Consider the following 25,904-nt stretch of genomic DNA (forward strand, 5'->3'; position numbering starts at 1 on the left):
CACTCATTCCGTGGTCAATCCGCCGTAATGGCGAACGAGGTCGATCATCTCGGCCTGATCCGGCATTTCGCCAAGGCCCACCACGACCCCTTCCCGATCGGCAACCGGTCGGTTCTGGCTGACCTTCCATTTGCCTTCGATCGAGGAGATTTCGATTTCGATGCCGACGATGCCTTTCATCTGCGCACGGATGAAATCGTCCGGTGCGTCGCCGACCGCCCACGGCTTCTCCCGCTCCCCTTCCTGCTGACGGGTGATCGCGGTGATTTGCGCCAGAAGCCAGTTCGCGTCCTCGATCACCCGCGCTGAGCCCTTCGCCTGCACGATGGCATAGTTCCAGGTCGGAACGACCTTGCCGGTCTCCTGCTTGGTCTTGTACCAAGATGGCGTCACGTATGAATTGGCACCCTGGAACACGGCAAGCACCTCGGCGCCGGCCTCAATATCCCGCCATTGCCCGTTGGCTCTGGCGACATGCAGGCGCAGCGTCCCCTTTTGCGAGGCGGCAGCGTCCAGAAGAAAAGGCACGGGGTTGGCGATCAGGCCCGACTGGCCCGCGGTGATGAGCAGGCCAAGTGGATGGGCGCGAACCAGCGCATGCTGGGTGTCGAGATCGTCTTCTCTGAAATGCGGGGGCTGATACATCGAGCGATCCATTCGGGTGCCGGGGCAATGCCGGCTTTCCCTTGCAAATGAACAATATCCGGGTCACTAACACAAAGGACGGCGCCGGTCATCCAGTCGTTGCGTAACGCGCATGAGCAAAGCATGAAGTTTGGCTTTGACATGTAAGGCTGCAACGATTATGGGGACCGGCTTATAAATTCCGAACAGAACGCCGGTTTTAACGGCATTTGCCGAATCTAGGTTCGGCCATTCTCACGAGGCTAACAGTGGCGAAAGCGGAACTTGGAACCAAGCGTACCGATCCGGAAACCGGCAAGCGATTTTACGACCTGAACCGGGATCCGATCGTTTCTCCTTACACAGGCAAGTCCTACCCCCTCTCCTACTTCGAGGAAACCTCAGCTGCTGCTGCCGCAGAAGCCCAGGACGAAGAAGAGGTCGCGGAAGTCGATGCCGAAAGCACGGAAGTCGAACTGGTTTCGCTCGAGGACGCCGATGAAGGCGCATCCGGCGACGACATTCCCGATATGGGCGATGACGACGTTGAAATCGAAGGCGATGACGACGATACCTTCCTCGAAGCTGACGAAGACGACGATGACGACGACATGAGCGACATCATCGGCGTGACCGGCGACGAAGACGAAGTCTGATCCGATAACTATCGGCCCGGACGAGAAAATTTCGCCGGGCCTATTTTTTTGGGCTTGCCATCTCCGAAAACCGGAAGTAATAAGCCGCCACTTCCTGAGGCAAAGCGCTTCGCGAAGCATCCCAGGCCCGGCCACAAACCGGACCACCCTGATGGGGCTATAGCTCAGCTGGGAGAGCGCTTGCATGGCATGCAAGAGGTCAGCGGTTCGATCCCGCTTAGCTCCACCAATCTTCCTTCTTCTGAATTCTAGGTCCGATGCTCGATCCTTTCCGGCGTTCCGCATCACCTGAATTTGATCGCCTGGTGCGTCACTTTGCAGCGCGGTGAAGCTTCGCTTGCCAGTAATTTCGCCCAGTTCGCGCCGTTTAACGCTGCCGCAAATGCGGAGGCTAACCTCCAGACTGTACGCTGGCTAGCTGCGGAGGCGCGCCATGTCACAAGATACCCACGGCCGGAAAATCGCCCTTTCCCATCATATCCTGCCGACCTCCGGCACGATGATCGGCATCTGCATGACATTGATCGGCCTGGTGAAGGTCACCGAACTCAAGGGGCAAAGCAGCCATGTCGACGAATATGCCGCCCTGGCAACGCTGGTGTTCCTCGCCAGTGCAATGAGCTCGTATTTGTCGTTGCGGATGGAGGACAACGTGGTGGCAAGCAGGCGGCTGGAACTGTTCGCAGATCAATGTTTCCTGCTGGGCCTTGTCGCAATCGTCGGAATCGGGGTCTTGTTCGCGTATTCCGTGATCTAGCGGCGATTGAGGATTCGCACGCCCGCCGGTCGGCGGGCGCGTATCAGCCGTGTTTGTCTATTTAGGATTTGCAAGCGGGCGATGACATCATGGCAGATTCGGCCAGCGCTTTCGTCTTGTGCGCGCCGCCGACCATCATTTCCATCTTGCCGTCGGGATGCTTGGAAACCACGCTGCATTTCGTACTGTCATGGGGATGCACAACGTAATAATGGGTGGCGGCCATCGTTGGAACGGCGCCAATTGCCAGGATCGCAATAGTCAAAGCTGTTTTCTTGATCATCGCATTCCTCCGTTCGGTAGGACTGGCAGTCTTGTTGCCAGCTTGGAGGTAGCTATGGCCCGGCCTTCTTTTGACAAAGCGTCATTTCGGCGCATGCAAGGGGAACGGGCATCGCAGCTTCAGCCGGGGTAAAAACGCGTGCAATCGTGGCTGATGCGGTTGACCATGTCGCGCTTCCTTCATTATCGCATCGGATAAAGAGGTCGATCGAAATCCAGGAGGGCGTTGCCTTTGTTTCTCTTTTCAAAACTTGTCTGGGTTTTTGGACAGCCGCTCTCTCTCGCTTTCCTTTTCGCCGTGCTCTCCGTGCTTCTCAGCTGCGTCAGGTGGCGCAAGACGGGTATTGCAAGCGCAGCACTTGGCGCGCTCATCCTTTTCGTCACGCTCTATACGAGCCTTGGTACCTATCTTCTGCAGGGGCTGGAGGAAAGCTTTCCAAAGCGTGAGGATCCCGAAAACCTGCAGTGCATGATCGTGCTCGGCGGTGCCTTCGAAAATGAGGTCAATACGGCGCGCCACGGCATCGAATTCAACGCCGGCGGAGACCGCTTCATCGAAGCGCTGCGTCTCGCGCAGAAATACCCGCAATCCCGCATCCTGATTTCAGGCGGCGACGGCTCGATGTCGGGCATCTACGAAGGCGATGCGGTGATATCCGCCCGCTTCTTCCCGCTGTTCGGCGTCGGAAAAGAGCGCCTGGTCGAAGAGACGACATCGCGTACCACCTTTGAAAACGCGACGAACACCAAGGAACTGCTGGCAAGCCAGGGGCTGTCGGACTGCCTGCTGATCACGTCCGGCTACCACATGCCGCGCTCGGTCGGCATCTTTCGCAAGCAGGGAATCAATATCGTGCCCTGGCCGACCGATTACCGGACCGACGGACATGAGGTCCTCGGGATCGACTTCACCCAGCCGAACCGGAACTCGCAGAACATGGCAACGGCCATTCGCGAGTGGTTCGGGCTGGTCGGGTACTATTTTGCCGGGCGCACGTCGGCGCTCTATCCGGGCTAACGCAATCTATTTCTTGGAGATCGTCACGAACTTCGTGCCACGCACCCGGGCGGTGACCGTGCACTGCTCCTTTGTCGGGTCGGCATCCGGGCGGTCGCAGAAGCGCGGATGCATCTTCATGGCTAGGACCATGTTGCCAAAGCGCTGGACGAAGTCGTAGCCGTAGATCTGCGCGGTCGCGATCATGAAGTAGCCGCCTTCGGCGACCTGGAGGTAGAAGTTGTAGGTGCAACCATCGTCGTTGCAGCCCGGCCCCTTCTCGCCATCACAGGTGAGCTCCCCTTCATTGACCACCGTATCGATCAGGCCGTCATTGTTGATGTCCTGATGCGTTACGAAGGCGTCCGAGAACTCAGCCTTGGTGCACTGCTCCTGAAAGTGCTTCTTCTCGTAGATCTCCGGATCGGAAAGCAACGATTGCTGAGCAAAGGCGGCAACGGGCATCACGAGGAATGCGAGAAGGTTCAGGGTGATCAGGAGCGTTTTCACGGGTTTCTCTTTTGGCCGAATAGGGGGCTATCAATCGACGACTTTGGCAGAGCCGCCTTGCGCCGCCCTTGCCGCCATGATTCATTCATCAGGATATCCTGTCGGTCTCCGGAGCACCGCATGTCATTGTTCGTCTATCTGGATTATGCCGGCGTTGCGCTTTTTGCAGCGACTGGTGCGCTCGCAGCATCGCGCAAGCAGCTCGATCTGGTCGGCTTCCTGTTTTTTGCGATCGTGACTGGAGCGGGTGGCGGCACGGTGCGCGACATGGTGCTCGGTCGTGTACCGGTATTCTGGGTCTTAAACCCGACCTATATCCTGGTTTGCTGCGCCGCCGGCATCATCGTCTTCTTCACGGCGCATCTGGTCGAGTCACGCTATCGCTTGCTGATATGGCTCGATGCCGTCGGACTGTCGGCGTATTGCGTCATGGGCGCCGCCAAGGGCCTTGCGGCAACCGGTTCGCCAACGATCGCCATCGTCACCGGCACATTGACGGCGACGTTCGGCGGGATCCTGCGCGATCTGCTTGCCAACGAGCCGTCGGTGCTCTTGCGGCCGGAAATCTATATCACCGCAGCGCTGATCGGCTCCGGGATCTTCACGGTCGCGAATGGACTGGATCTACCCATCTACTCGGCGTCCGCCGTGGGTGTTCTTGCGGCATTCGCCGTTCGTGGCGGTGCGCTCCATTTCGGCTGGACGATCCCGACCTACAAGGCCAAGCCTGGCCGCCATCCCGATGATGTGATGTAGCTTAGCGCTGCTTCGGCCGCAGCCGGATGACCACGTCGACATGGGCGATTTCCATGCCCTCGGGAGGCTCCGGCAGGTTGGCGATCGTCAGGTTGCTTACCGGGATGTCGAGGACGTCGTTGTCGCCCTCAATGAAGAAGTGGTGGTGATCGGAGACATTGGTGTCGAAGTAGGTCTTCGCACTTTCCACCGCGAGCACACGAATCATGCCGGCTTCGGTGAACTGGTGCAGCGTGTTGTAAACCGTTGCGAGAGAAACCGGCACGCCGGCCTCCACCGCTTCGTCGTGCAACTCTTCGACCGTCAGATGCCGGTCGCCCTTTGCAAAGAGCAGATCACCCAGGGCCACACGCTGTCGCGTCGGTCGCAAGCCTGCGCTACGCAGCCTTGCTTCGATGGTAAGCGGGGCTTCAGCCGCCATTCGACGAACTCCGTTTAATCTAGCGTCCAGCAATCAGGTTTCCTTAGCCATATAACTTTTGCGCAAAAGCCTTTCAATAGCTTCAATGGGGACAACAGGTGCGAAAAGGCCGCGAAATCGGGCTTTTCGAGCAAATACCTCTGGCCGAGGGCTTGGCCTTCCTGTATGCGACCACCAAATAAGGCGCACAGCCGGTCCTTGTTGGTGGGGAAGCTCAGCCATGCTTATGCTTCATTTTCTGCTGTACTTGGACTAAACGTTCACATCCATCGGCATAGTTGCGGGGGGAATTAGAGTTTTCATGGCGACGAAACAATCCAGCTACAACTACGAGGAAATCCTGGCCTGCGGCCGCGGAGAGCTGTTTGGCCCGGGCAATGCGCAGCTGCCGCTGCCGCCGATGCTGATGGTCCATCGCATCACCGATATTTCCGAAACCGGCGGCGCCTTCGACAAGGGCTATATCCGCGCCGAATACGACGTGAAGCCGGATGACTGGTATTTCCCCTGCCACTTCCAGGGCAACCCGATCATGCCTGGCTGCCTCGGCCTTGACGGCATGTGGCAGCTGACCGGCTTCTTCCTCGGCTGGCTGGGCGAGCCCGGACGCGGCATGGCGCTCTCGACGGGCGAAGTGAAGTTCAAGGGCATGATCCGCCCGACCACGAAGCTTCTCGAATATGGCATCGATTTCAAGCGCGTCATGCGCGGCCGCCTGGTGCTCGGCACCGCCGATGGCTGGCTGAAGGCAGACGGCGAAACCATCTATCAGGCAACCGACCTGCGCGTCGGCCTGTCCAAGGATAAAGAAGCCTGATTTCGCCGGGCACTCGTGCCCGGTTCTCCAAGTTAGAAAAAACGAAAAGGTCGAAACACATGAGACGGGTAGTTGTCACGGGTCTGGGCGTTGTTTCCTCGATCGGCAATGATGCCGCCGAGGTCACCGCTTCGCTGCGCGATGCCAAGTCCGGCATTTCCTTCTCCAACGATTTTGCCGAGCATGGCTTCAAGTGCCAGGTCTGGGGTCGTCCGACGCTTGATCCGACGGATCTCGTTGATCGCCGTGCCATGCGCTTCCTCTCCCAGGGCGGTGCGTGGAATCACGTTGCGATGAAGCAGGCGATCGCCGATTCGGGCCTCGAAGAAAGCGACATCAGCAACAACGAGCGCACCGGCATCATCATGGGTTCGGGCGGTCCTTCGACCCGTACCCTGATCGAAGCTGCCGAGATCACCATCAAGAACAACAGCCCGAAGCGCATCGGCCCGTTCGCCGTGCCGAAGGCGATGTCTTCGACGGCCTCCGCCACGCTCGCGACCTGGTTCAAGATCCACGGCGTCAACTACTCGATCTCGTCGGCCTGCTCGACCTCGGCACATTGCATCGGCAACGCCGCCGAGATGATCCAATGGGGCAAGCAGGACATCATGTTCGCCGGCGGTCACGAAGACCTCGACTGGACGATGTCGAACCTGTTCGATGCCATGGGCGCGATGTCCTCCAAGTACAACGACACGCCGGCAACGGCCTCGCGTGCTTACGATGTCAGCCGTGACGGCTTTGTCATCGCCGGCGGCGCTGGCGTTCTGGTTCTTGAAGAACTGGAACACGCCAAGGCGCGCGGCGCCAAGATCTACGCTGAAATCGTCGGCTACGGCGCGACCTCCGACGGTTACGACATGGTCGCTCCGTCGGGCGAAGGCGCGGTGCGCTGCATGCGCCAGGCGCTCTCGACGGTGAAGGGCGATGTCGACTACGTCAACACGCACGGCACCTCGACGCCTGTCGGCGACAGCAAGGAGATCGGCGCGATCCGCGAAGTATTCGGCGCCAAGATGCCGCACATCCAGTCGACCAAGTCGCTGACCGGTCACTCGCTGGGCGCTGCCGGCGTACAGGAATCGATCTACTCTCTGTTGATGATGCAGGCTGGCTTCATCGGCGAAAGCGCTCACATCACAGAGCTCGACCCGGAATTCGACGGCGTGCCGATCGTTCGCAAGCGTATCGACGACGCCAAGATCGACATCGCGCTCTCCAACTCTTTCGGCTTCGGCGGCACCAACGCCACGCTCGTCTTCCAGCGCTACAACGGATAACAATATGACGGGAATCATGCAGGGTAAGCGCGGGCTTATCATGGGCGTTGCGAACAACCATTCCATCGCCTGGGGAATTTCAAAGGCGCTGGCCGCACAGTGTGCAGAACTTGCCTTCACCTACCAGGGTGACGCACTGGGCAAACGCGTCAAGCCGCTGGCGGCCGAGGTCGGATCAGACTTCGTCCTGCCGTGCGACGTTGAAGACATTGACTCGGTCGACGCCACGGTCGAAGCGATCAAGGAACGCTGGGGCACGCTCGACTTCGTCGTGCATGCCATCGGCTTCTCCGACAAGAACGAGCTGAAGGGCCTTTACGCCGACACCACGCGCGACAATTTCAGCCGCACGATGGTCATCTCCTGCTTCTCCTTCACGGAAATCGCCAAGCGCCTTGCGCCGCTGATGAACGAAGGCGGCTCGATGCTGACGCTGACCTATAACGGCTCGACGCGCGTCATTCCGAACTACAACGTCATGGGCGTTGCCAAGGCAGCACTCGAGGCCTCCGTGCGCTATCTGGCGGCTGACTACGGTCCGCGCGGCATTCGCGTCAACGCGATATCCGCTGGCCCGATCCGCACGCTTGCCGGCGCCGGCATCTCCGACGCGCGCGCTATCCTTTCCTGGAACCAGCAGAACTCGCCGCTGCGCAAGACCGTAACCATCGATCACGTCGGCAATTCGGCCCTCTACCTGCTCTCCGACATGGCGGCAGGCGTGACCGGCGAAATCCACTTCGTCGATGCCGGGTTCAACATAACCTCGATGCCGGCGCTCGAGGCGCTGCGCAAGGCAGACGTGGAATAAGACAAAAAGCCGGGCTCCAAGCCCGGCTTTTCCTTTAGGCGCATCCGCTAGGGATGCATGACTTGCCGCAGGATTGCCGCTGAGTCGCGAGCGCCCCAACGGGTCGCAATCTTCCCGTCTTCGATGACAAACCATTCTATTGCGGTGATATCGTAGCTTTTCCCGGTCGGGTCATGACCGACGAGACCGCGAAAGAAACCGGTATAGCGACCTGTCTCCCGGTAGCGGGCGACGACATTCTGCCCTTCGGCAGCGATATCGAGGATCTCGAGGTTTATGTTCATACCCTCGTGGAGCTCGTGCCAGATGGGTTCGACATCGTCGAGCCCGCCATATCCCAGAACACCGTAGATCCGCGCGTCCGAGGCAAATAGCGCCCGCAGCGCTGGCATGTCGAAGCGGTTGAATGCCTCGACATAGGCTCTGACGAGGTCCTTGTTGGCTTCTGCGTCCATGGCTTCCCCCTCCACTAGGCGTGCTGGGGGAAGTCTAGCAGATCTGAAAGATCTGCCTATGCCGGAGGTTACTTCTTCGCCCAGAGCACCTTGAAGCGGGCGTTGCGGCAGGTCTCGCCGCTTTCCTTGAAGTTTGCGGCAAGGACCGGCTCGTAGGGCAAACCACGGTTGGCGACCAATAGCAGGCGTCCGCCGCCACGCAACGCCGAAGCGGCTGTCTTGATCATCGCCTGGCCGAGTGACGGCTCCGCCGCGTGGCCTTCGTGGAACGGCGGATTCATAATGATGAGATCGTACTTGTCCTTGACCGGCTCGCCGGCCAGATCATGCCAGAAGAAACGCGCGGGCACGCCAGGGCAGTTCTCCGCCATATTGGCCTTGGCGGCCTCCAGGGCGGCGTGATTGGCCTCGTAGAGGTCGAGACGGCTGACGCCGGGGGATCGGTCGGCCAGCTCTACGGAGAGATAGCCCCAGCCAGCGCCGAAATCGGCGACATCGCCGGTGAAATCGACCGGCAGGCGCGAGGCGAGCAGTTCCGAGCCGTCGTCGATGCGGTCGTGGGAGAACATGCCGGCGGCGGCCTCGAAGCGGCCATCGACACGCACCGGCGGCTTGGCGAACTTGGCAATGATCTCGCTCGAATCGGCAGGCGCGCCGAACCAGAAGGCGACGCCGTGGTATTTCGGCATGTGCTCGAGCGACAGGCCGAAGGCTTCCATGCGCTTGCGCAGCGGCTGGATGCCGTCTTCCTTGCCGCCGGCGACGACGACGAGACCGCCCATCTTCACGCGGGTGAGTGCTTCGGCGATATTCGCCTCGTTCTCGCCCTTGTGCTTGTTGCAGAGAACCAGAACGGCATCATAGTCCTCGCCTTCGACCTCAGGCGTGGTTTCGATGCGCTGGGCGAGCAACTGTCGGTACAGCGACCGAAAGCCCTGTACGGCGCTCAGCGAGGCGGCAAAGCCTTCCGGCAGCGCAAAGCCCGCCTGGGCGCCGAGGAAGAGCACGCGCTCGCCCTCGCCGGGCGCCTCAACGGTGCCGCTTACAAAGGGGTGGAACAGTGTCTTCAGCGTCTCGCTGCTCATGGTTCTATCTCGTTCTTGAATACAAAAAGGGCGCGGAAACTACCCCGCGCCCATGAAGTCTCGGGAAGGCGCAGCTTACTCGGCTGCAGCTTCTTCCTTCTTCTTGTCGGCAGGGATTTCCTGGCCGGTTGCCTGGTCAACGACCTTCATCGACAGGCGGACCTTGCCGCGTTCGTCGAAGCCGAGGAGCTTGACCCAAACCTTCTGGCCTTCCTTGACGACGTCCTGGGTCTTGGCAACACGCTCGGAAGCAAGCTGCGAGATGTGGACGAGGCCGTCGCGGGCGCCGAAGAAGTTGACGAAGGCGCCGAAGTCGGCGGTCTTCACAACGGTGCCTTCGTAGATCACGCCGATTTCAGGCTCGGCAACGATCGAGTGGATCCACTTGCGGGCCGCTTCGATTTCCTTGCCCGAGGAAGAGGCGATCTTCACGGTGCCGTCGTCTTCGATGTTGATCTTGGCGCCGGTCTTTTCAACGATTTCGCGGATGACCTTGCCGCCGGAGCCGATGACTTCACGGATCTTGTCGACCGGGATGTTCATGACTTCGATGCGCGGAGCGAATTCGCCGAGCTGGCCACGGCTCTCGGTGATGGCGTTGGCCATTTCGCCGAGGATGTGGTTGCGGCCGCCCTTTGCCTGGCTGAGCGCGACCTTCATGATCTCTTCGGTGATACCGGCGATCTTGATGTCCATCTGCAGCGAGGTGATGCCGTCGGCAGTACCTGCAACCTTGAAGTCCATGTCGCCGAGGTGGTCTTCGTCGCCGAGGATGTCGGAGAGAACGGCGAAGCGGTCACCTTCGAGGATCAGGCCCATGGCGATACCGGCAACCGGCTTAGCGAGCGGAACGCCAGCGTCCATCAGAGCGAGCGAGGTGCCGCAGACGGTTGCCATCGAGGACGAGCCGTTGGACTCGGTGATCTCAGAGACGACGCGCAGCGTGTAGGGGAACTGCTCGGCTGTCGGCAGCATCGGGCGGATAGCGCGCCATGCGAGCTTGCCGTGACCGATTTCGCGACGGCCCGGAGAACCCATGCGGCCGGTTTCGCCAACCGAGTAGGGAGGGAAGTTGTAATGGAGCAGGAAGCGCTCCTTGTACATGCCCGTGAGGCTGTCGACGTACTGTTCGTCTTCGCCGGTGCCGAGCGTGGCAACGACGATCGCCTGCGTTTCACCGCGGGTGAAGAGAGCTGAACCGTGGGTGCGCGGCAGGAGGCCGACTTCCGAGACGATCGGGCGAACGGTCTCGAGATCGCGGCCGTCGATACGGCTCTTAGTGTCGAGGATGTTCCAACGAACGATCTTGGCCTGCAGGTGCTTGAAGATCGCGCCGATGACTTCGGCGGTGTACTTCGGCTCTTCGCCTTCCGGGAAGAAGTGCGCCTTGACCTTTGCCTTGACGGCGTCGACGGCAGCGTAGCGTTCAGCCTTCTGCGTGTTCTTGTAGGCGGTGCGCAGCTCGGCTTCGAAGTGCTTTAGCATTTCGGCTTCGAGTTCGGAGAAGTCTTCCGGCTGGAAGTCGCGCGGCTCCTTGGCAGCCACTTCGGCGAGCTTGATGATCGCGTCGAGAACCGGCTGGAAACCACGATGGCCGAACATGACGGCGCCGAGCATGATTTCTTCGTTCAGTTCCTTGGCTTCGGATTCAACCATCAGAACGGCGTCGTGCGTACCGGCGACAACGAGGTCGAGGATCGACTCGTCCATCTCGTCTAGATGCGGGTTCAGGACGTATTCGCCGTTGATGTAGCCGACGCGTGCGCCGCCGACCGGGCCCATGAAGGGAACGCCGGAGAGCGTCAGGGCAGCCGAAGCAGCAACCATCGACAGGATGTCGGGGTTGTTTTCCAGGTCGTGCTGGATAACCGTGACGACGACCTGCGTGTCGTTCTTGTAGCCTTCAGGGAAGAGCGGGCGGATCGGGCGGTCGATCAGGCGCGAAACCAGCGTTTCGTTTTCCGACGGACGGCCTTCGCGCTTGAAGTAGCCACCGGGGATCTTGCCGGCTGCGTAGGTCTTTTCCTGGTAGTTGACGGTCAGCGGAAAGAAGTCCTGGCCAGGCTTCGGCGCCTTGGCGGAAACGACGGTGGCGAGAACCACGGTTTCGCCGTAGGTCGCGAGAACGGCGCCGTCAGCCTGACGGGCGATCTTGCCGGTTTCGAGCTTCAGCGGGCGGCCTGCCCACTCGATTTCCACGGAATGAGTGTCGAACATATGTCTTGTCCTTCAATGCGGAGGCGCGCCATTGGCCCGAGGGCACGGCGCAGACGACCGCAATTGTTGATGACGCATCATGGGCAAGACAACGGGAGGCTTTGCATCTTCGGCTTCCCTTTCGAGAACGCCGGGCCAAGGTGTGCGCCTTGGCCGAAAGCATCCGGCAATCCTGCCCCATGACAGGTCAACGGTTGGTTTTGCGGATCCGGCCCATCCGGGTCCGCGGGCAGTCCCGCAAACGCTACGGCGTCCTGCGGTGTCGGAGAAACGTTCCCCGGAAACAAATGCGGCGGGCGTCCACAAGGAGCGCCCGCCGAAAAAGGCCTTAGCGGCGGATACCCAGGCTGGTGATCAGCTTGGTGTAACGGCCTTCGTTCTTCTTCTTGAGGTAGTCAAGAAGCGAGCGGCGGCTCGAAACCATCGTCAGCAGGCCACGGCGGGAATGGTTATCCTTCTTGTGGCCCTTGAAGTGTTCCGTGAGGTTGTTGATGCGCTCGGTCAGGATCGCAACCTGGACTTCCGGCGAACCGGTGTCGCCTTCGAACGTTGCGTATTCCTTGATAAGTGCCGTCTTGCGCTCAGCAGTAATCGACATCGGATGTTCCTTTCGATGAGAGGAGATAAGGTCGCCAAAAGCCGGGATGTCGTCCAGCTTTGGCCGCGAATGCATTCAAGCAAAGCCTGATGCTGGCGCTGCCTATACAATATCCGGCGCATGAATGGAAGAGCGGAGTTTTCGCCGCCTGCTCGCCCACGTTTGGCACTTGTTGGCCTCATGTATCGAACGTTGCAGCGCGTTGATCACGAGAATGTTGATTACACGAAAAAGCCAATTGGCTATCACCTGCGCGTCCCAAGGATATTTCCAGAAAGGAAATTGAGTGAAACTTTATTATTCCCCCGGCGCCTGCTCCATGGCGTCTCACGTCGTCCTCCATGAAATCGGCAAGCCGTTCGAGATCGAGAAGGTCAGTACCAAGACGAAAGTCATGGAAAGCGGCCGCGATTATTGGGCGATCAATCCCAAGGGCGCGGTGCCTGCTCTCGAGCTCGACGGCGGCGAAGTCCTGACCGAAGGTTCGGCAATCCTGCAATACATCGCCGACACCAACGGTGCGACCGACCTGGCGCCACCGGCCGGCACGCTTGCTCGCGCCCGCGTTCAGGAAATGCTGAGCTTCATTGGGTCCGAATTGCACAAGTCATTCAGCCCGCTCTTTCACCCCGGCAAGACCGATGCGGAAAAGGACGCGGCGCGCGAAGTCTTGCAGAAGAAATTCGAATGGCTGGAATCACGGCTGGCTGACGGTCGTGCCTACCTCACCGGCTCCAACTTCACCGTTGCGGACGCCTATGCATTCGTCGTGACCAACTGGTCGAACGTGACGGGCGTTTCGCTTGAAGCGTGGCCGAAGCTGAAGGACTACGTCGCCCGCGTTGGCGCTCGTCCGTCGGTTCAGGCTGCCATGAAGGCCGAAGGCGTGATCTGATTGCAGAAAGGTGCGCGCGGATCACGCCGCGCGCATTGCAAATCAGCCGAAAACGCGCTTGGGGCGAAACTCGCCCTGGCCGATCTCGCCGATGGCGATCAGCTTGCCGCGGGCGGTCGCATAGGCTTCGCTTTCGGCGACCGGGGCATCGCGGCCACGCACGAGGATGGGATTGCCCATCTTCAGACGGTGAGCCTGATCGTCGTTGACGATCAGATGCGGAAGCGCGGAGAGCGCCTCGCTGGTGTCGATCAGGAGCACATCGAGGGCGGCCAGTCGCTCGTCATTGTCCTCGATCGCTTCGAGTGCGACGAGGTCAGCGAGCGGGATCATGGTCTCTTCGGCAAACGGCGCGACGTAGCTGCGGCGCAGACCGGAGATATGACCGTAGCAGCCGAGTTCGCGGCCGAAGTCGCGCGCGAGCGCGCGGACATAGGTGCCCTTGCCGCACTCGACTTCGAAATGCGCGGTGTTTTCGTCCTGGCATTCGAGCAGCGTCAGGCGGAAGATCTCGACTTCGCGCGACGGAATCTCGACCGTTTCGCCTTCGCGGGCGAGATCGTAGGCGCGCTCGCCCGAGATCTTGATGGCGGAGAATTGCGGCGGAATCTGATTGATCACACCAGTGTAGCCTGGCAGGAGATCGCGGATCTGCTGCTCGGTCGGGCGCTTGTCCGAGCTCTGCGTCACGTCGCCTTCGAGGTCGTCGGTGGCGCGCTCCTCGCCCCAGGTCACGGTGAATTCATAGATCTTGCGTCCGTCCATGACGTAGGGAACGGTCTTCGTCGCATCGCCGAGCGCAATCGGCAGCATACCGGAAGCGAGCGGATCAAGCGTACCGGCATGGCCGCACTTCTGGGCCTTGAAAAGCCACTTGATCTTGGAGACCGCTTCCGTCGAGCCGAAGTCGACAGGCTTATCAAGGATAAGCCAGCCCGAAATCGGGCGGCCTTTGGGCTTACGTGGTTTGGACATAAGGCTCTTCTACTATTGTTCTTCGGTATCGCCGTCAGTGAGATCACGCATGACCTCCGGCGAACGCAGGAGCTCGTCGATCTTCTTGTAATTGTCGAAGCTCGTATCGTCGCGGAAACGGATTTCCGGCATGAATTTCATCTGCCGGAGATGCGGGCCGAGACGGCCGCGGATGAATTTGGCGTGGCGGTTGAGCGCCGTGAGGACCGTCTCGTGATCCGACACGCCGAGCGGCGTGATGAAGGCGGTCGCGACCTTGAGGTCGGTCGACATGCGCACTTCGGACACGGAGATGACGGTCTTTTCCAGGAGGTCGTCGCGCACTTCGCCGCGCTGCAGGACCTGGGTGATCGCGGCGCGCACCTGCTCGCCGACGCGCAGCATGCGCTGCGACTGTGCTGTCGAGGTTTTTGTTGCCATTGTTCTTTGCCTCAAAAGGTTCGGGCGCCGGCCTCATATGATCCGGCGCCCGTCCACAACTCTAGTCTCGCACGATCAGAGCGTACGGGTGATATGCTCGACGCGGAAGCATTCGATGACATCGCCCGCGCGGATGTCTTCGTAATTCTCGAAGGCCATACCGCATTCCTGACCAACCGGAACTTCCGATACTTCGTCCTTGAAGCGCTTGAGCGTCTTGAGCTTGCCTTCGTGGATGACGACGTTGTCGCGGATGAGGCGCACGCCAGCACCACGCTCGACCTTGCCTTCAGTGACGCGGCAACCCGCGACCTTGCCGGTTTTGGTGATGTTGAACACCTCGAGGATCTCGGCATTGCCGAGGAAGGTTTCGCGGCGCTCCGGCGTGAGCAGACCCGACATCGCTGCCTTCACGTCATCCACGAGATCGTAGATGATGTTGTAGTAGCGGATCTCGATGCCTGCGCGTTCGGCGGCAACACGCGCCTGTGCGTTGGCGCGGACGTTGAAGCCGATGATCGCGGCGTCGGAGGATTCGGCAAGCGCCAGATCCGACTCGGTGATGGCACCGGCGCCCGAATGGACGATACGTGCCCGCACTTCGTCGGTGCCGAGCTTGTCGAGAGCACCGATGATCGCTTCGATCGAACCCTGCACGTCGCCCTTGATGAGCAGCGGGAATTCCTTGAAGCCGGTGTTCTGCAGCTTGCTCATCATCTGTTCGAGCGAACCGCGCTGACCGGTCTGGCGGGCAACCGCCTTGTCGCGGGCCAGACGCTGGCGATATTCGGAAATCTCGCGCGCACGGCTCTCGTTTTCGACGACGGCAAACTTGTCGCCCGCAGCAGGCGTGCCGGACAGGCCGAGCACTTCGACCGGCATGGCCGGACCCGCTTCCTTGACATGATCGCCCTTGTCGGTGACGAGCGCGCGAACGCGGCCCCACTGATCGCCGGCAACGATGATCTGGCCGGGCTTCAGCGTACCCTTCTGGACGAGGACGGTCGCAACCGCGCCACGACCACGGTCGAGCTGGGCTTCGATGACGATACCTTCCGCGGTGCGGTTCGGGTCAGCCTTGAGGTCGAGGATTTCGGCCTGCAGCAGGACTGCTTCGAGCAGCTTGTCGAGGTTGGTCTTGTTCTTCGCCGACACTTCGACGTCGAGCACTTCACCACCGAGCGATTCAACGAAGACTTCGTGCTGCAGAAGCTGCTGACGCACCTTGTCCGGATTGGCTTCGTGCTTGTCGATCTTGTTGATCGCCACGATGATCGGAACACCGGCCGCCTTGGCGTGGCTAATGGATTCGATCGTCTGCGGCATGACGCTGTCGTCGGCCGCGACCACGAGGATCGCGATATCAGTTGCCTGCGCACCACGAGCACGCATGGCCGTGAAGGCGGCGTGGCCGGGGGTGTCGATGAAGGTGATCTTCTGACCGTTCTGTTCGACCTGATAGGCACCGATATGCTGGGTGATGCCACCGGCTTCGCCCGAGACGACGTTTGCCTGACGGATGGCGTCAAGCAGCGAGGTCTTGCCGTGGTCGACGTGACCCATGATCGTGACAACAGGCGGACGCGACACCATTTCGCCGGCATCGTCGGCCTTGTCGAAGATGCCTTCTTCAACGTCGGATTCCGAAACGCGCTTGACGGTGTGGCCGAATTCCGAGGCGATGAGTTCGGCGAGGTCGGCGTCGATGACGTCGCCCGGCTTCATCATCTGGCCTTCCTTCATCAGGTACTTGATGACGTCGACGGCGCGTTCGGACATACGCTGCGACAGTTCCTGAATGGTGATGGTTTCAGGCAGGATGACTTCGCGAACAACCTTTTCGCGCGTTTCCTGCATCTGGCTGCGGCGGAACTTTTCCTGACGGCGGCGCATGGCGGCCATCGAGCGGCCACGGGCGTTGCCGTCGTCGTCGGTGCTCGCAGCGGTGATCGTCAGTTTGCCCTGGCGGCGGCCATCGTCGCCCTTCGGACGCGTGGTAACGGGCTTTGCCGGTTCCGGACGCACGACGCGGCCACGGGCCGGAGCACCGCCACGCGGCGCGCCACGGTCGTCTTCGTCGTTTTCACGGCGGCGAACACCGGGGGCGCCAGGCGCGCCGCCCGGAGCGGGACGGGCCTGCGAAGGCGACGGAGCATTGTCGGTACGGCGGACGGCTGGCGCAGCCGACTGAACGCGGGGTGTTTCCGACGGAGCCGGCGCGGCAGGTGCCGGCGGAGCAGCAGCAGCTTCGGCAGCACGGGCGGCCTCTTCGGCTGCACGGCGCTTGGCTTCTTCGGCTTCAGCGGCCTGGCGGGCTACCTCTTCGGCTGCGCGGCGCTTTTCTTCCTCGGCGCGACGAACGGCGTCTTCGGCATCACGAACCTGGGCCATGGCCAAGGCGCGACGGCGAGCGTCCATTTCTTCCGGCGAAAGATGGTTCAGCACGACAGGACGCGGACGGTCCTGCTGGCGCTGCGGCTGCGAAGAAGGCTGCTGACGCGACGGCTGGCCACCCTGGTAGGGGCGCTGCTGCTGCGGCTGCTGCGGACGCGCCTGAACAGGTGCCTGCGCTGCTGCGGGGGCAGGTTCAGCGACGCGCACGGGCGCTGCCGGTGCTGCTACCGGTGTGATTGGACGTTCGTCCTCGGGGCGCATCGGGCGCCGCTTGCGGGTTTCGACAACGACCGCCTTGGTGCGGCCGCGGCCCATATCCTGGCGCACGGTGCCCTGGCTCACGCCCGACGGCTTCAGGGTCAGAGTCTTCTTGCCCGGTCCGTTCAGTGTCTTGTCGTCATTGCTATCGGTCATTCGTTCCCGTTCCTTCGGACAGGGAGCGATGACGTCATCAGGCCCTGTCAATCAAATATGTCGATCAATGATGTTGGGACCGGGCAAGCCGGTGACCGTATCATTGTTTTTGCCGGCCAGCGCCGCCCGCTGCCCGGGACTGACCGCCATTGCGGTACTGCTCAAGCATCTTTGCGCGCTTCACTACACCCTCACCCGCCTGCCCTGCAAGCACTGCAGCATGGATAAAAGCGTTCTGGCCCATCAGGCCTTCCATTTCGCCCTCCGAGAAGAGCTGGTAGGAAGGTATTTCCTCCTCGGTCTCCATTCCGAGGTGCCAGGCCTTGCGGGCCTGGTCGATCTTTCTCACGCCGTCGGCCGCGGCGTCTGTCGCGTGGAACACCGCGATGGCGGCGCCACTTCTGATAGCGGCATCCACTTTCGAGGAGCCGGTGATGAACTGTCCGGCCTTGCGAGCCATGTTCATCATCTGCATGACCTGCTGCAGCAGCAGCTTGTCGACGGCCTCGCCGAGATCGGCCGCCACCTTTACATCCGCTTTCAAGGCGCGGGCGAAGGACTTCTTCGCCACAGCCTTGTCGACCAAAGCACGGTCGATCTTCACCCAGCAGCCGCGACCCGGAAGCTGACGCTTCAGATCGGGGACGACCGTTCCATCGGGAGCAGCGACGAAGCGGATCAACTCATCCGGCGATCCGCTTTCGCGCGTCACGATGCACATGCGACCATTCACGTCATAACCTGCAAGATCGTCATCCTCAGGAGAAACGGTAGGCTCACGCGCAGACATTAAACTTCCTGCTCGGCCTCGGGAGCTTCTTCAGCTTCCGCTTCCTTCGCAAGGTCCTCTTCGGTGATCCAGCCAGCCGCGAGGCGCGCCTGAACGACCATCTGTTCGGCTTCGACGCGGGAAACGTCGAACTTCGAGAAGAGGCCCTCGAACTTCTTGGTCTCGCCGTTCTTGCGCTCGCTCCAGCCGACGAGATCGTCCGCGGCGCAGCCTGCGAAGTCTTCCATCGTCTTGATGCCGTCTTCGCCGAGCGCAACCATCATCTGGGCCGTCATGCCGTCGATGCCGCGCAGTTCGTCGGATACACCGAGCGCCTTGCGCTTCTCGTCCATCTCGGCTTCGAGTTTTTCGAGATATTCGCGAGCGCGGGTCTGAATTTCCTGTGCCGTATCCTCGTCGAAACCGTCGATCGAAGCGATTTCGTCGAGATCGACGTAAGCCAGTTCTTCAACAGCTGCGAAGCCTTCCGACGCCAGAACCTGACCAACCATTTCGTCAACATCGAGCGAATCCATGAACAGGTTGGTGCGCTCGTTGAATTCCTTCTGGCGGCGTTCCGACTCTTCGGCTTCCGTCATGATGTCGATATCCCAGCCGGTCAGCTGCGATGCCAGGCGAACGTTCTGGCCGCGGCGGCCGATGGCCAGCGAAAGCTGCTCGTCCGGAACCACGACTTCGATGCGCTCTGCGTCTTCATCGAGAACGACCTTGGCGACTTCAGCCGGCTGCAGGGCGTTGACGACGAAGGTCGCCGGGTCCTGCGACCACGGAATGATGTCGATCTTTTCGCCCTGGAGCTCGCCGACGACGGCCTGAACGCGCGAACCACGCATACCGACGCAGGCGCCGACCGGATCGATCGAGCTATCGTTCGAGATCACTGCGATCTTGGCGCGCGAACCCGGATCGCGGGCAACCGACTTCACCTGAATGATGCCGTCGTAGATTTCAGGCACTTCCATGGTGAAGAGCTTGACCATGAACTGCGGATGCGTGCGCGACAGGAAGATCTGCGGGCCGCGCTGTTCACGACGAACGTCATATACGTATGCACGGACGCGATCGCCATAGCGGACGTTTTCGCGCGGAATCATTTCGTCGCGGCGGATGATGCCTTCGCCACGGCCGAGATCGACGATGACGTTGCCGTATTCGACGCGCTTGACGGTGCCGTTGACGATTTCGCCGACGCGATCCTTGAATTCGTCGAACTGGCGATCACGCTCGGCTTCGCGAACCTTCTGGACAATAACCTGCTTGGCGGACTGGGCGGCAATACGGCCGAAATCCATCGGCGGCAGCGGATCGGCGATGAAATCGCCAAGGGCTGCGTCCGGGTTGCGGTCGCGGGCCAGCTCAAGCGGGATCTGGGTCGAATAATCTTCGGCCTTATCGACAACTTCGAGCAGACGCTGAAGACGGATTTCGCCGGTCTTCGGGTTGATGTCGGCGCGGATGTTGGACTCGGTGCCGTAGCGGGAGCGCGCTGCCTTCTGGATCGCGTCTGCCATTGCGGCAAGCACGATCTCGCGGTCGATGACCTTTTCGCGGGCCACTGCATCTGCGATCTGCAGAAGTTCGAGCCGGTTCGCACTGACTGCCATTGTCTTTTCTCTCCGTCTAGGCGTCCCGGGTTCCCTTCCCTGGCGCCACAAGTTGATCGGTTATTCTTCGTCTTCCGCTTCGTTCTGGTTCGCGGCCTCTGCCTTCGCCAGCTTGTCGGCGCGCAGTGCATCACGGATCAGATCGTCGGTCAGAATGAGTTTCGCATCGGCAAGAGCCGTGAACGGAATGACGATGTTCTGTTCTTCGCCCTCGGAAACCTGGTCGCGCTCGAGCGTAAAGCCATCGACGTCGCTGGAAACGATCTTGCCGCGGAAACGCTTGCGGCCGCCGACGATGATCGACGTTTCGCACTTCAAAAGGTGGCCCTGCCAGCGCACGAAATCGGACTTGCGCACCATTGGGCGATCGATGCCGGGCGACGACACTTCCAGATGATACTCTTTATCGATCGGATCTTCCACATCGAGAACCGGAGAAACGGCCATCGAGACCTCCTCGCAGCCTTCGACGTCCATGGTTCCGTCGTTGCGCTCGGCCATGATCTGCATGGTGGCGCCGTTCTGGTTCAGCATGCGGACACGGATCAGGCGGTAACCGAGATCGATAAGCACGGGCTCGACGATCGCGGCAAGGCGCTGGTCAAGGCCAGTCTCGGTGATCAGCCGCGGCTCAAGTTCATTGTCTGCGTTCGTCGGATCCGACAAGCGATGCGCTCCTAGCAATGTCATGCATTTCGGATGATCGCGGTAATAAAAAAGAGCGGGTCCTTGCGGCCCACTCTTCATCAATGCGATCAAGATTTGAGAGCCATATAGGCCGGTTTCCATAAAATAGCAAGGTCCATCGCCAAGGGCCAGAGTATGGGAACGAGCATATGGCCAGTGCCGCCATTCCGCTTATAGTGATTCAGGCAGCGTAGAGCATCGTTCGGGAGGGACCGTGGCGTATACGTCTTCAACATTGGCGCCACTGCGGCATGCGACATACCGGACAATCTGGATCGCCAGTATCGCCTCCAATTTCGGTGGCCTCATTCAGGCCGTCGGCGCCGCCTGGATGATGACGGTGATCACCTCGTCAGGAGACATGGTCGCGCTTGTGCAGACCTCGACGGCGCTCCCGATCATGCTGTTCTCGCTTATCTCGGGAGCACTGGCCGACAGTTTCGACCGCCGACGGGTGATGCTGACGGCACAATTCTTCATGCTTTCTGTGTCGGCACTTCTCAGCGTGTGTGCCTATTTCGGTTGGCTGTCGCCCTGGCTGCTCCTGTTCTTCACCTTCTTGATCGGCTGCGGTACCGCGCTGAACAACCCGTCCTGGCAGGCTTCCGTCGGCGACATGGTGCCGCGTGCGGATCTGCCGGATGCGGTGACGCTCAACAGCGTCGGCTTCAACATCACCCGCAGCGTCGGTCCCGCGCTCGGGGGCGTGATCGTGGCAGCGGCTGGGGCTGCGGCCGCCTTTGCGGTGAACACGCTCAGCTATTTCGCGCTGATCTTTGCGCTGATCCGCTGGAAGCCGGCGTTTCCCGTTGCAACACTGCCGCGCGAGTCGCTCGGAAGCGCCATCTTTGCCGGCCTTCGCTATATCTCCATGTCTCCGAACTTGCAGAAGGTCATGCTGCGCGGCCTGATCTTCGGCATCAGCGCCAGCTCCGTTCTCGCATTGCTGCCGATCGTGGCACTGGAACTCGTCGTGGGCGGACCCCTGACCTACGGCTTGATGCTTGGCTCGTTCGGGATCGGCGCAATCGGCGGCGCCGTGCTGAACGCGCGCCTGCGGGAGCGATTTTCGAGCGAAACCATCGTGCGCCTTTCATTTGCCGGTTTCGCGCTGAGCGCCACAATTGCCGCAATGAGCCCGATCGCTGCCCTGACTTGCGCCGGGCTCGTCATCTCCGGCGCCTGCTGGGTCCTTGCCCTATCGCTCTTCAATACGATCGTGCAGCTTTCGACACCGCGCTGGGTCGTCGGCAGGGCATTGTCGCTCTACCAGACCGTTACCTTCGGTGGCATTGCCGGCGGAAGCTGGCTCTGGGGCCTGGCCGCGGACCGCTATGGGGTGGCCAACGCGCTGCTGATTTCCGCCGTCGTCATGCTTTTCGGCATTGTCGTCGGCCTGCGCTTTTCCATGCCTGCTTTCGAATCCCTCAATCTCGATCCGCTGAACCGCTTCACCGAACCGGCACTCAGCCTCGACATCACGCCACGGAGCGGCCCGATCGTCATTCAGGTCGATTATGAAATCGCTGACGACGACTTGCCCGAATTTCTCATGCTGATGGGGGAGCGCCGGCGCATCCGCATCCGTGACGGCGCCAGGAACTGGGCATTGATGCGCGATCTGGAAAAGCCTGGCTGCTGGACCGAAACCTATCACACGCCGACATGGGTCGAATACATCAGGCACAATCAGCGGCGCACGCAGTCAGATGCCGAAAACACCGATCGGCTTCGAGCCCTCCACCAGGGCGACACGACGCCGGCCGTCCATCGCCTGATCGAGCGGTTGGCCATTCCGCCAAACGACGATGTCTTCTACAAGGCACCGATCGACCTGCACCACTGAGGCACGCATGTACACCTTCCGGGCAGCCCACCGTTCCGACCTCTTAGCCATCATCGACCTGCTTGCCGACGACGATCTCGGGAAAACGCGCGAAATCGTCTCCGATCCACCTGACGCGCGCTACCTCGCCGCGTTTGCCGCCATCGAGGCAGATGCCAACCAGCTGCTTTGTGTCGCGGTGGATCAAGCCGACAGCGTTGCCGGCGTTCTGCAGCTGAGTTTCATTCCGGGCCTTTCGCGGACGGGCATGTGGCGAGGCCAGATCGAAAGCGTGCGCATCGCCAGACATGCTCGCGGTTCAGGGCTCGGGTCCCGGTTCATCGAATGGGCGGTGGAACGATGCGTCGAACGCGGCTGCGGCCTCGTGCAGCTGACCTCGGACAAGAGCCGGCCGGGTTCGATCCGCTTCTACGAGAAGCTTGGCTTCGTGGCGAGCCACGAAGGCCTGAAGCGTCCTCTCTGAAGCTACTTGAGCTTGCCGATCATCGAGGCTTCGGGATAGCAGGTCGGTTTCATGCCGGCCTTTTCCTGCCACTGGCCAATGGAGCGGCGGGTCTTGTAGCCCGGCAATCCGTCCGTGCCACCGACATCATATCCCTTTTTCTCCAGCGCCTTCTGCATGCTGGCGACGTCCGAGCGCAGCATCTTGCCGACGTCACCCCATGGCCCCTGGAACGCGCCGGAACCATAGGCGATCCGGTCCGCGAGGTTGCCGATGTAGAGCGCATAGAGATCGGAATTGTTGTATTCCTTGATCACGTAGAAGTTCGGCGTGACGATGAATTCCGGGCCGTCGCGGCCAGCCGGCACCAGCATCATGCCCTTTGCCTTCTTCTCATCCGACGGAAAAGCCTTGCCGGTGACGCGATCGATCCCCAGCGAAGCCCAATGGGAAATCGGCTTGCCGAGATCTGGGCCTTCCTGCGCACAGGACACCTGTTCGGGGATGGTTACCTCGTAGCCCCAGCCGCGGTCGCGTTGCCAACCCTTCTGGACCAGAAAATTGGCGATCGAGGCCAGCGTATCGGGCACGGACGTCCAGATGTTGGGGTGACCGTCGCCGTCGAAATCGACCGCATATTTCAGGTAGCTGGTTGGCATGAATTGCGGCTGGCCAAGCGCGCCGGCAGACGAGCCCTTGAATTCGGCCGGGGTGGAGTCGCCGCGATCGATGATGTGCAGGGCCGCAAGCAGCTCGGTGCGGAACATCTCCTTGCGGGTCGACATGAATGCCTTGGTGGCCAGCACTTCGATCGCCGAGTTGGGGAGCTTCGCGGCACCGAAGCCGGTTTCGCGGCCCCAAACAGCCAGCACGATCGAACCGGGCACGCCATAGGTCTTCTCGATCTTCTTCAAGGTCGAGGCGTATTGCGAGGCAAAGCCGCGACCCGTGGTGGCCAGGCGCTTCAGTCGATCATCGTTGAAATAAGGGGCCGGCGAAGAAAATTCGGCCTGCGTCTGCTTTTGCTCCTTCGGCGGTGGGAAGCCGGGAGGTGCGAGATCTGTGAGGTTCCAGTTCAGCTCGACGCCCGCGAACGCGGCACGAAACGCCTTTTCGGATATCCCGTTCTTCTGCGCTTCCGGCCACAGATCGGCCTGGATCCACTTTTCGAACTGCGCTTCGACGTCGGCTTTCGAGGCGGACAGGGCAGGAAAAAATGAGAGTGCCAGAAATGCCGCGCTCAGACCAAAAAGACGGCCGAACATACGCTTGCTCATGCTTCCCCCTAGATGACGGTTCGGGCTCTCAGCGCGGCCGTCAGCGTGCCTTCGTCGAGATAATCAAGTTCACCGCCGACCGGCACGCCATGCGCCAATCGCGTGATCTTCACGTCGAGGCCGGACAGCTGGTCAGTTATATAGTGCGCTGTCGTTTGCCCCTCGACGGTGGCGTTGACGGCGATGATCAGCTCGCGGATGCCACCGGCGCTCACGCGCTCGATCAGACCTCGAATGTTCAGATCATCCGGCCCGACGCCGTCCAGCGGCGACAGCGTGCCGCCCAGTACGTGATAGGCAGCATTGAGGGCGGCGGCGCGTTCCAGCGCCCATAGATCGGAGACGTCCTCGACGACAATGATGACGGATTGATCACGCCGCTCGTCCGTGCAGACCGTGCACGGATCAACGGTATCGACGTTGCCGCAACGGGAGCAGATCTTGACCTTGTCGTAGGCCTCGCCCATCGCGTTCGACAGGGGTCCGAGCAGCTGGTCCTTCTTCTTGATCAGATGCAGGGCGGCACGGCGCGCGGAGCGCGGGCCAAGGCCCGGCACCTTCGCCAGGAGCTGGATGAGTTTCTCGATTTCGGGGCCGGTGACTCGCTTTGCCATGAGCGGTTCTTAGCCCATATGCTGCGAAAACGGAAACACGCAAGGACCACGGACCGCATGAAAATCCTCACCGTGTGTATTGGCAATGCCGAAAGGCTGCCGGGCAAAAGCTACAAGACCGGCATCAACAAGAACCCGTTCCGCGGCGGTGTGCTGGTCGATGCCGAGGGGCTGGTCGGGGATGCTATCTGCAATCGCAAGCACCACGGCGGCGTCGATCAGGCCGTCTACCTAGAGGGCTCGCTCACGCTGGACTGGTGGTCGGAGCAATTGGGGCATCCACTAGAACCCGGCACCTTCGGCGAAAATCTGGTGGTCGGCGGACTGGACAACAGAGACGTTGCCGTCGGCGATCGATTTGTCGCCAGCGATATCGAGCTCGAAGTGACCGCAGCCCGTATTCCCTGCGCGACTTTTGCTGCCCGGATGGGCGATCCCCAGTTCGTCAAGCGCTATACCGAAGCAGCGCGACCCGGCGTCTATTGCCGGGTCATTCGCGGCGGCACGGTCACCGCGGGTGAAAGCATCGAGCTTCGCTCGTTCAGCGGCGCGAGAGTGATGCTACCTGAAATGATGGCAACGTTCGGCAGGCGGCTTTCGACCGAAGAGCGGGCCCGATACCTCGCGGCTCCGATCCACTACAAGCTGCGCAGGGCTCTTGAGGAAGAGACCTGACCGAGGCTTGCCTCGAAAGCCGTCAGAGCCGCACGTCCCCGCGGCCAATCGCCAAGACCGCTGTTGCTGTTGAGGTGACCATAGGCACCGACGTCGAGGAATGCGCTTCCCCATTGGTTGGCACAGGTACGCGCATATGCGAGTGAACCATAGTCATCATTGCTGCTCGCGACGACGAGAGATGCGAACGGCAGCGCTGCCATGGGCGGATTGGCGAAACTCGCCGCTTCGCCCGGGAAAACAGAAGATGTCGGATCGGGTGGCGCAACCAGCAGGGCTCCGGCAGCTACACGCCGAGATTGTCCAGCCCAGTGCGTAACCAGCAGGCAGGAAAGGCTGTGGGCGACGAGCAACGGCGGCTCGGCCAAATTGCCCACCTCGCGATCGAGCGCTTCGATCCAATCATCAAGCACCGGCTGGTCCCAGCTCGACGGTGAAAATCGGCGCATTCTGGTCTCGGCTTTCTCCCAGTGCGATTGCCAATGCGCCTCGCCCGAACCGCCGATCCCGGGCAGCACGATCACATCCCTCATAGCATCTCCTTTCCTGTTGCCAGCGCTGCAAACTGCATGAGACAGTCGCCGACAGACATGGGAAAGCAT

28 protein-coding genes and 1 tRNA gene are annotated in these 25,904 nt (G+C 60.9%); 12 read left to right on the plus strand and 17 right to left on the minus strand.

Going from position 1 to position 25,904, the window contains the following annotated elements; genetic code table 11:
• Positions 1–3: 3 nt before the first annotated feature.
• Positions 4–645 (minus strand): FMN-binding negative transcriptional regulator, encoded by a 642-nt coding sequence (locus A6U87_RS11880; RefSeq protein WP_065691536.1) that lies wholly within the window; start codon positions 643–645, stop codon positions 4–6.
• Between the two features lie 248 nt (positions 646–893).
• On the opposite strand from A6U87_RS11880, the gene A6U87_RS11885 reads away from it, so the two are divergent.
• The 3 genes from A6U87_RS11885 to A6U87_RS11895 all read left to right on the plus strand — a co-directional run bounded on the left by A6U87_RS11885 (position 894) and on the right by A6U87_RS11895 (position 2,037).
• Entirely contained in the window at positions 894–1,280 is a 387-nt protein-coding gene (locus tag A6U87_RS11885) for a TIGR02300 family protein (protein WP_065691479.1), read from the plus strand.
• A 153-nt stretch (positions 1,281–1,433) separates the two neighbouring features.
• A tRNA-Ala gene (locus A6U87_RS11890) sits at positions 1,434–1,509 on the plus strand.
• Between the two features lie 204 nt (positions 1,510–1,713).
• Positions 1,714–2,037, plus strand: a complete 324-nt coding sequence (locus A6U87_RS11895) for a hypothetical protein (RefSeq protein WP_065691480.1) — start codon at positions 1,714–1,716, stop codon at positions 2,035–2,037.
• A gap of 61 nt (positions 2,038–2,098) precedes the next feature.
• Here A6U87_RS11895 and A6U87_RS11900 read toward each other — a convergent pair whose 3' ends face one another.
• Complete coding sequence (locus A6U87_RS11900; protein ID WP_065691481.1) at positions 2,099–2,320, minus strand: hypothetical protein; 222 nt, start codon at positions 2,318–2,320, stop codon at positions 2,099–2,101.
• Positions 2,321–2,551: 231 nt separating this feature from the next.
• On the opposite strand from A6U87_RS11900, the gene A6U87_RS11905 reads away from it, so the two are divergent.
• Positions 2,552–3,337: a YdcF family protein gene (locus tag A6U87_RS11905; RefSeq protein ID WP_065691482.1), complete on the plus strand. Its 786-nt coding sequence runs from the start codon at positions 2,552–2,554 to the stop codon at positions 3,335–3,337.
• Positions 3,338–3,343: 6 nt separating this feature from the next.
• Here the strand turns inward: A6U87_RS11905 and A6U87_RS11910 are convergent, their stop codons facing one another.
• Positions 3,344–3,826 carry a hypothetical protein gene (locus A6U87_RS11910; RefSeq protein WP_065691483.1) on the minus strand — a complete coding sequence of 161 codons (483 nt, stop codon included), beginning with the start codon at positions 3,824–3,826 and terminating at the stop codon, positions 3,344–3,346.
• A gap of 120 nt (positions 3,827–3,946) precedes the next feature.
• Between A6U87_RS11910 and A6U87_RS11915 the strand changes: the two genes are divergently transcribed.
• Complete coding sequence (locus A6U87_RS11915; RefSeq protein ID WP_065691484.1) at positions 3,947–4,582, plus strand: trimeric intracellular cation channel family protein; 636 nt, start codon at positions 3,947–3,949, stop codon at positions 4,580–4,582.
• A 1-nt stretch (position 4,583) separates the two neighbouring features.
• On the opposite strand, the gene irrA is transcribed toward A6U87_RS11915, so the two are convergent.
• Positions 4,584–5,003 carry an iron response transcriptional regulator IrrA gene (gene irrA / locus A6U87_RS11920; RefSeq protein ID WP_065691485.1) on the minus strand — a complete coding sequence of 140 codons (420 nt, stop codon included), beginning with the start codon at positions 5,001–5,003 and terminating at the stop codon, positions 4,584–4,586.
• Positions 5,004–5,304: 301 nt separating this feature from the next.
• Between irrA and fabA the strand changes: the two genes are divergently transcribed.
• The 3 genes from fabA to fabI are packed head-to-tail and all read left to right on the plus strand — an operon-like array spanning position 5,305 to position 7,914.
• Entirely contained in the window at positions 5,305–5,820 is a 516-nt protein-coding gene (fabA, locus tag A6U87_RS11925; protein WP_065691486.1) for a 3-hydroxyacyl-[acyl-carrier-protein] dehydratase FabA, read from the plus strand.
• A gap of 59 nt (positions 5,821–5,879) precedes the next feature.
• Positions 5,880–7,103, plus strand: coding sequence for a beta-ketoacyl-ACP synthase I (fabB, locus tag A6U87_RS11930; protein ID WP_065691487.1), 1,224 nt, complete (start codon positions 5,880–5,882; stop codon positions 7,101–7,103).
• A gap of 4 nt (positions 7,104–7,107) precedes the next feature.
• On the plus strand, positions 7,108–7,914 hold the full coding sequence (gene fabI, locus A6U87_RS11935; RefSeq protein WP_065691488.1) for an enoyl-ACP reductase FabI: 807 nt from the start codon (positions 7,108–7,110) through the stop codon (positions 7,912–7,914).
• Between the two features lie 47 nt (positions 7,915–7,961).
• On the opposite strand, the gene A6U87_RS11940 is transcribed toward fabI, so the two are convergent.
• From A6U87_RS11940 to rpsO, 4 genes are all read right to left on the minus strand, one after another.
• Entirely contained in the window at positions 7,962–8,369 is a 408-nt protein-coding gene (locus A6U87_RS11940) for an ester cyclase (RefSeq protein ID WP_065691489.1), read from the minus strand.
• Between the two features lie 68 nt (positions 8,370–8,437).
• Positions 8,438–9,454, minus strand: coding sequence for a class I SAM-dependent methyltransferase (locus tag A6U87_RS11945; protein WP_065691490.1), 1,017 nt, complete (start codon positions 9,452–9,454; stop codon positions 8,438–8,440).
• A 75-nt stretch (positions 9,455–9,529) separates the two neighbouring features.
• Positions 9,530–11,671 (minus strand): polyribonucleotide nucleotidyltransferase, encoded by a 2,142-nt coding sequence (gene pnp / locus A6U87_RS11950; protein WP_065691491.1) that lies wholly within the window; start codon positions 11,669–11,671, stop codon positions 9,530–9,532.
• A gap of 328 nt (positions 11,672–11,999) precedes the next feature.
• Positions 12,000–12,269, minus strand: coding sequence for a 30S ribosomal protein S15 (gene rpsO, locus A6U87_RS11955; RefSeq protein ID WP_026283114.1), 270 nt, complete (start codon positions 12,267–12,269; stop codon positions 12,000–12,002).
• 286 nt (positions 12,270–12,555) lie between these two features.
• On the opposite strand from rpsO, the gene gstA reads away from it, so the two are divergent.
• The gene (gene gstA / locus A6U87_RS11960; RefSeq protein WP_065691492.1) at positions 12,556–13,164 is read left to right on the plus strand and encodes a glutathione transferase GstA; all 609 of its coding nucleotides are present in this window, start codon (positions 12,556–12,558) and stop codon (positions 13,162–13,164) included.
• Between the two features lie 42 nt (positions 13,165–13,206).
• Here the strand turns inward: gstA and truB are convergent, their stop codons facing one another.
• From truB to rimP, 6 genes are all read right to left on the minus strand, one after another.
• The gene (truB, locus tag A6U87_RS11965; protein WP_065691493.1) at positions 13,207–14,139 is read right to left on the minus strand and encodes a tRNA pseudouridine(55) synthase TruB; all 933 of its coding nucleotides are present in this window, start codon (positions 14,137–14,139) and stop codon (positions 13,207–13,209) included.
• 12 nt (positions 14,140–14,151) lie between these two features.
• Complete coding sequence (rbfA, locus tag A6U87_RS11970) at positions 14,152–14,559, minus strand: 30S ribosome-binding factor RbfA (RefSeq protein ID WP_065691494.1); 408 nt, start codon at positions 14,557–14,559, stop codon at positions 14,152–14,154.
• A 75-nt stretch (positions 14,560–14,634) separates the two neighbouring features.
• Positions 14,635–17,367, minus strand: coding sequence for a translation initiation factor IF-2 (gene infB / locus A6U87_RS11975; protein ID WP_065691495.1), 2,733 nt, complete (start codon positions 17,365–17,367; stop codon positions 14,635–14,637).
• A 100-nt stretch (positions 17,368–17,467) separates the two neighbouring features.
• Positions 17,468–18,157 (minus strand): RNA-binding protein, encoded by a 690-nt coding sequence (locus tag A6U87_RS11980; protein WP_065691496.1) that lies wholly within the window; start codon positions 18,155–18,157, stop codon positions 17,468–17,470.
• Complete coding sequence (gene nusA, locus A6U87_RS11985) at positions 18,157–19,761, minus strand: transcription termination factor NusA (protein WP_065691497.1); 1,605 nt, start codon at positions 19,759–19,761, stop codon at positions 18,157–18,159. The genes A6U87_RS11980 and nusA overlap by 1 nt, the downstream gene beginning before the upstream one ends.
• A gap of 60 nt (positions 19,762–19,821) precedes the next feature.
• Complete coding sequence (rimP, locus tag A6U87_RS11990) at positions 19,822–20,427, minus strand: ribosome maturation factor RimP (RefSeq protein ID WP_065691498.1); 606 nt, start codon at positions 20,425–20,427, stop codon at positions 19,822–19,824.
• Between the two features lie 235 nt (positions 20,428–20,662).
• Between rimP and A6U87_RS11995 the strand changes: the two genes are divergently transcribed.
• Together A6U87_RS11995 and A6U87_RS12000 are read left to right on the plus strand one after the other, a co-directional pair.
• A complete protein-coding gene (locus A6U87_RS11995; RefSeq protein ID WP_065691499.1) occupies positions 20,663–22,294 on the plus strand; it encodes an MFS transporter in 1,632 nt (543 codons plus the stop codon).
• 7 nt (positions 22,295–22,301) lie between these two features.
• Positions 22,302–22,757 carry a GNAT family N-acetyltransferase gene (locus A6U87_RS12000; RefSeq protein ID WP_065691500.1) on the plus strand — a complete coding sequence of 152 codons (456 nt, stop codon included), beginning with the start codon at positions 22,302–22,304 and terminating at the stop codon, positions 22,755–22,757.
• 2 nt (positions 22,758–22,759) lie between these two features.
• Here A6U87_RS12000 and A6U87_RS12005 read toward each other — a convergent pair whose 3' ends face one another.
• Positions 22,760–24,013, minus strand: coding sequence for a lytic murein transglycosylase (locus tag A6U87_RS12005; RefSeq protein WP_065691501.1), 1,254 nt, complete (start codon positions 24,011–24,013; stop codon positions 22,760–22,762).
• An 8-nt stretch (positions 24,014–24,021) separates the two neighbouring features.
• Positions 24,022–24,627, minus strand: a complete 606-nt coding sequence (gene recR, locus A6U87_RS12010) for a recombination mediator RecR (protein ID WP_065691502.1) — start codon at positions 24,625–24,627, stop codon at positions 24,022–24,024.
• A 57-nt stretch (positions 24,628–24,684) separates the two neighbouring features.
• Between recR and A6U87_RS12015 the strand changes: the two genes are divergently transcribed.
• On the plus strand, positions 24,685–25,302 hold the full coding sequence (locus A6U87_RS12015) for an MOSC domain-containing protein (protein WP_065691503.1): 618 nt from the start codon (positions 24,685–24,687) through the stop codon (positions 25,300–25,302).
• On the opposite strand, the gene A6U87_RS12020 is transcribed toward A6U87_RS12015, so the two are convergent.
• Positions 25,266–25,835, minus strand: a complete 570-nt coding sequence (locus A6U87_RS12020) for an alpha/beta hydrolase (protein WP_065691504.1) — start codon at positions 25,833–25,835, stop codon at positions 25,266–25,268. The two genes, A6U87_RS12015 and A6U87_RS12020, sit on opposite strands and share 37 nt — an antisense overlap.
• Positions 25,836–25,904 lie beyond the last annotated feature (69 nt).

The organism is Rhizobium sp. AC44/96 (assembly GCF_001692185.1).
In the GTDB taxonomy this organism is placed as follows: Bacteria; Pseudomonadota; Alphaproteobacteria; order Rhizobiales; family Rhizobiaceae; genus Rhizobium.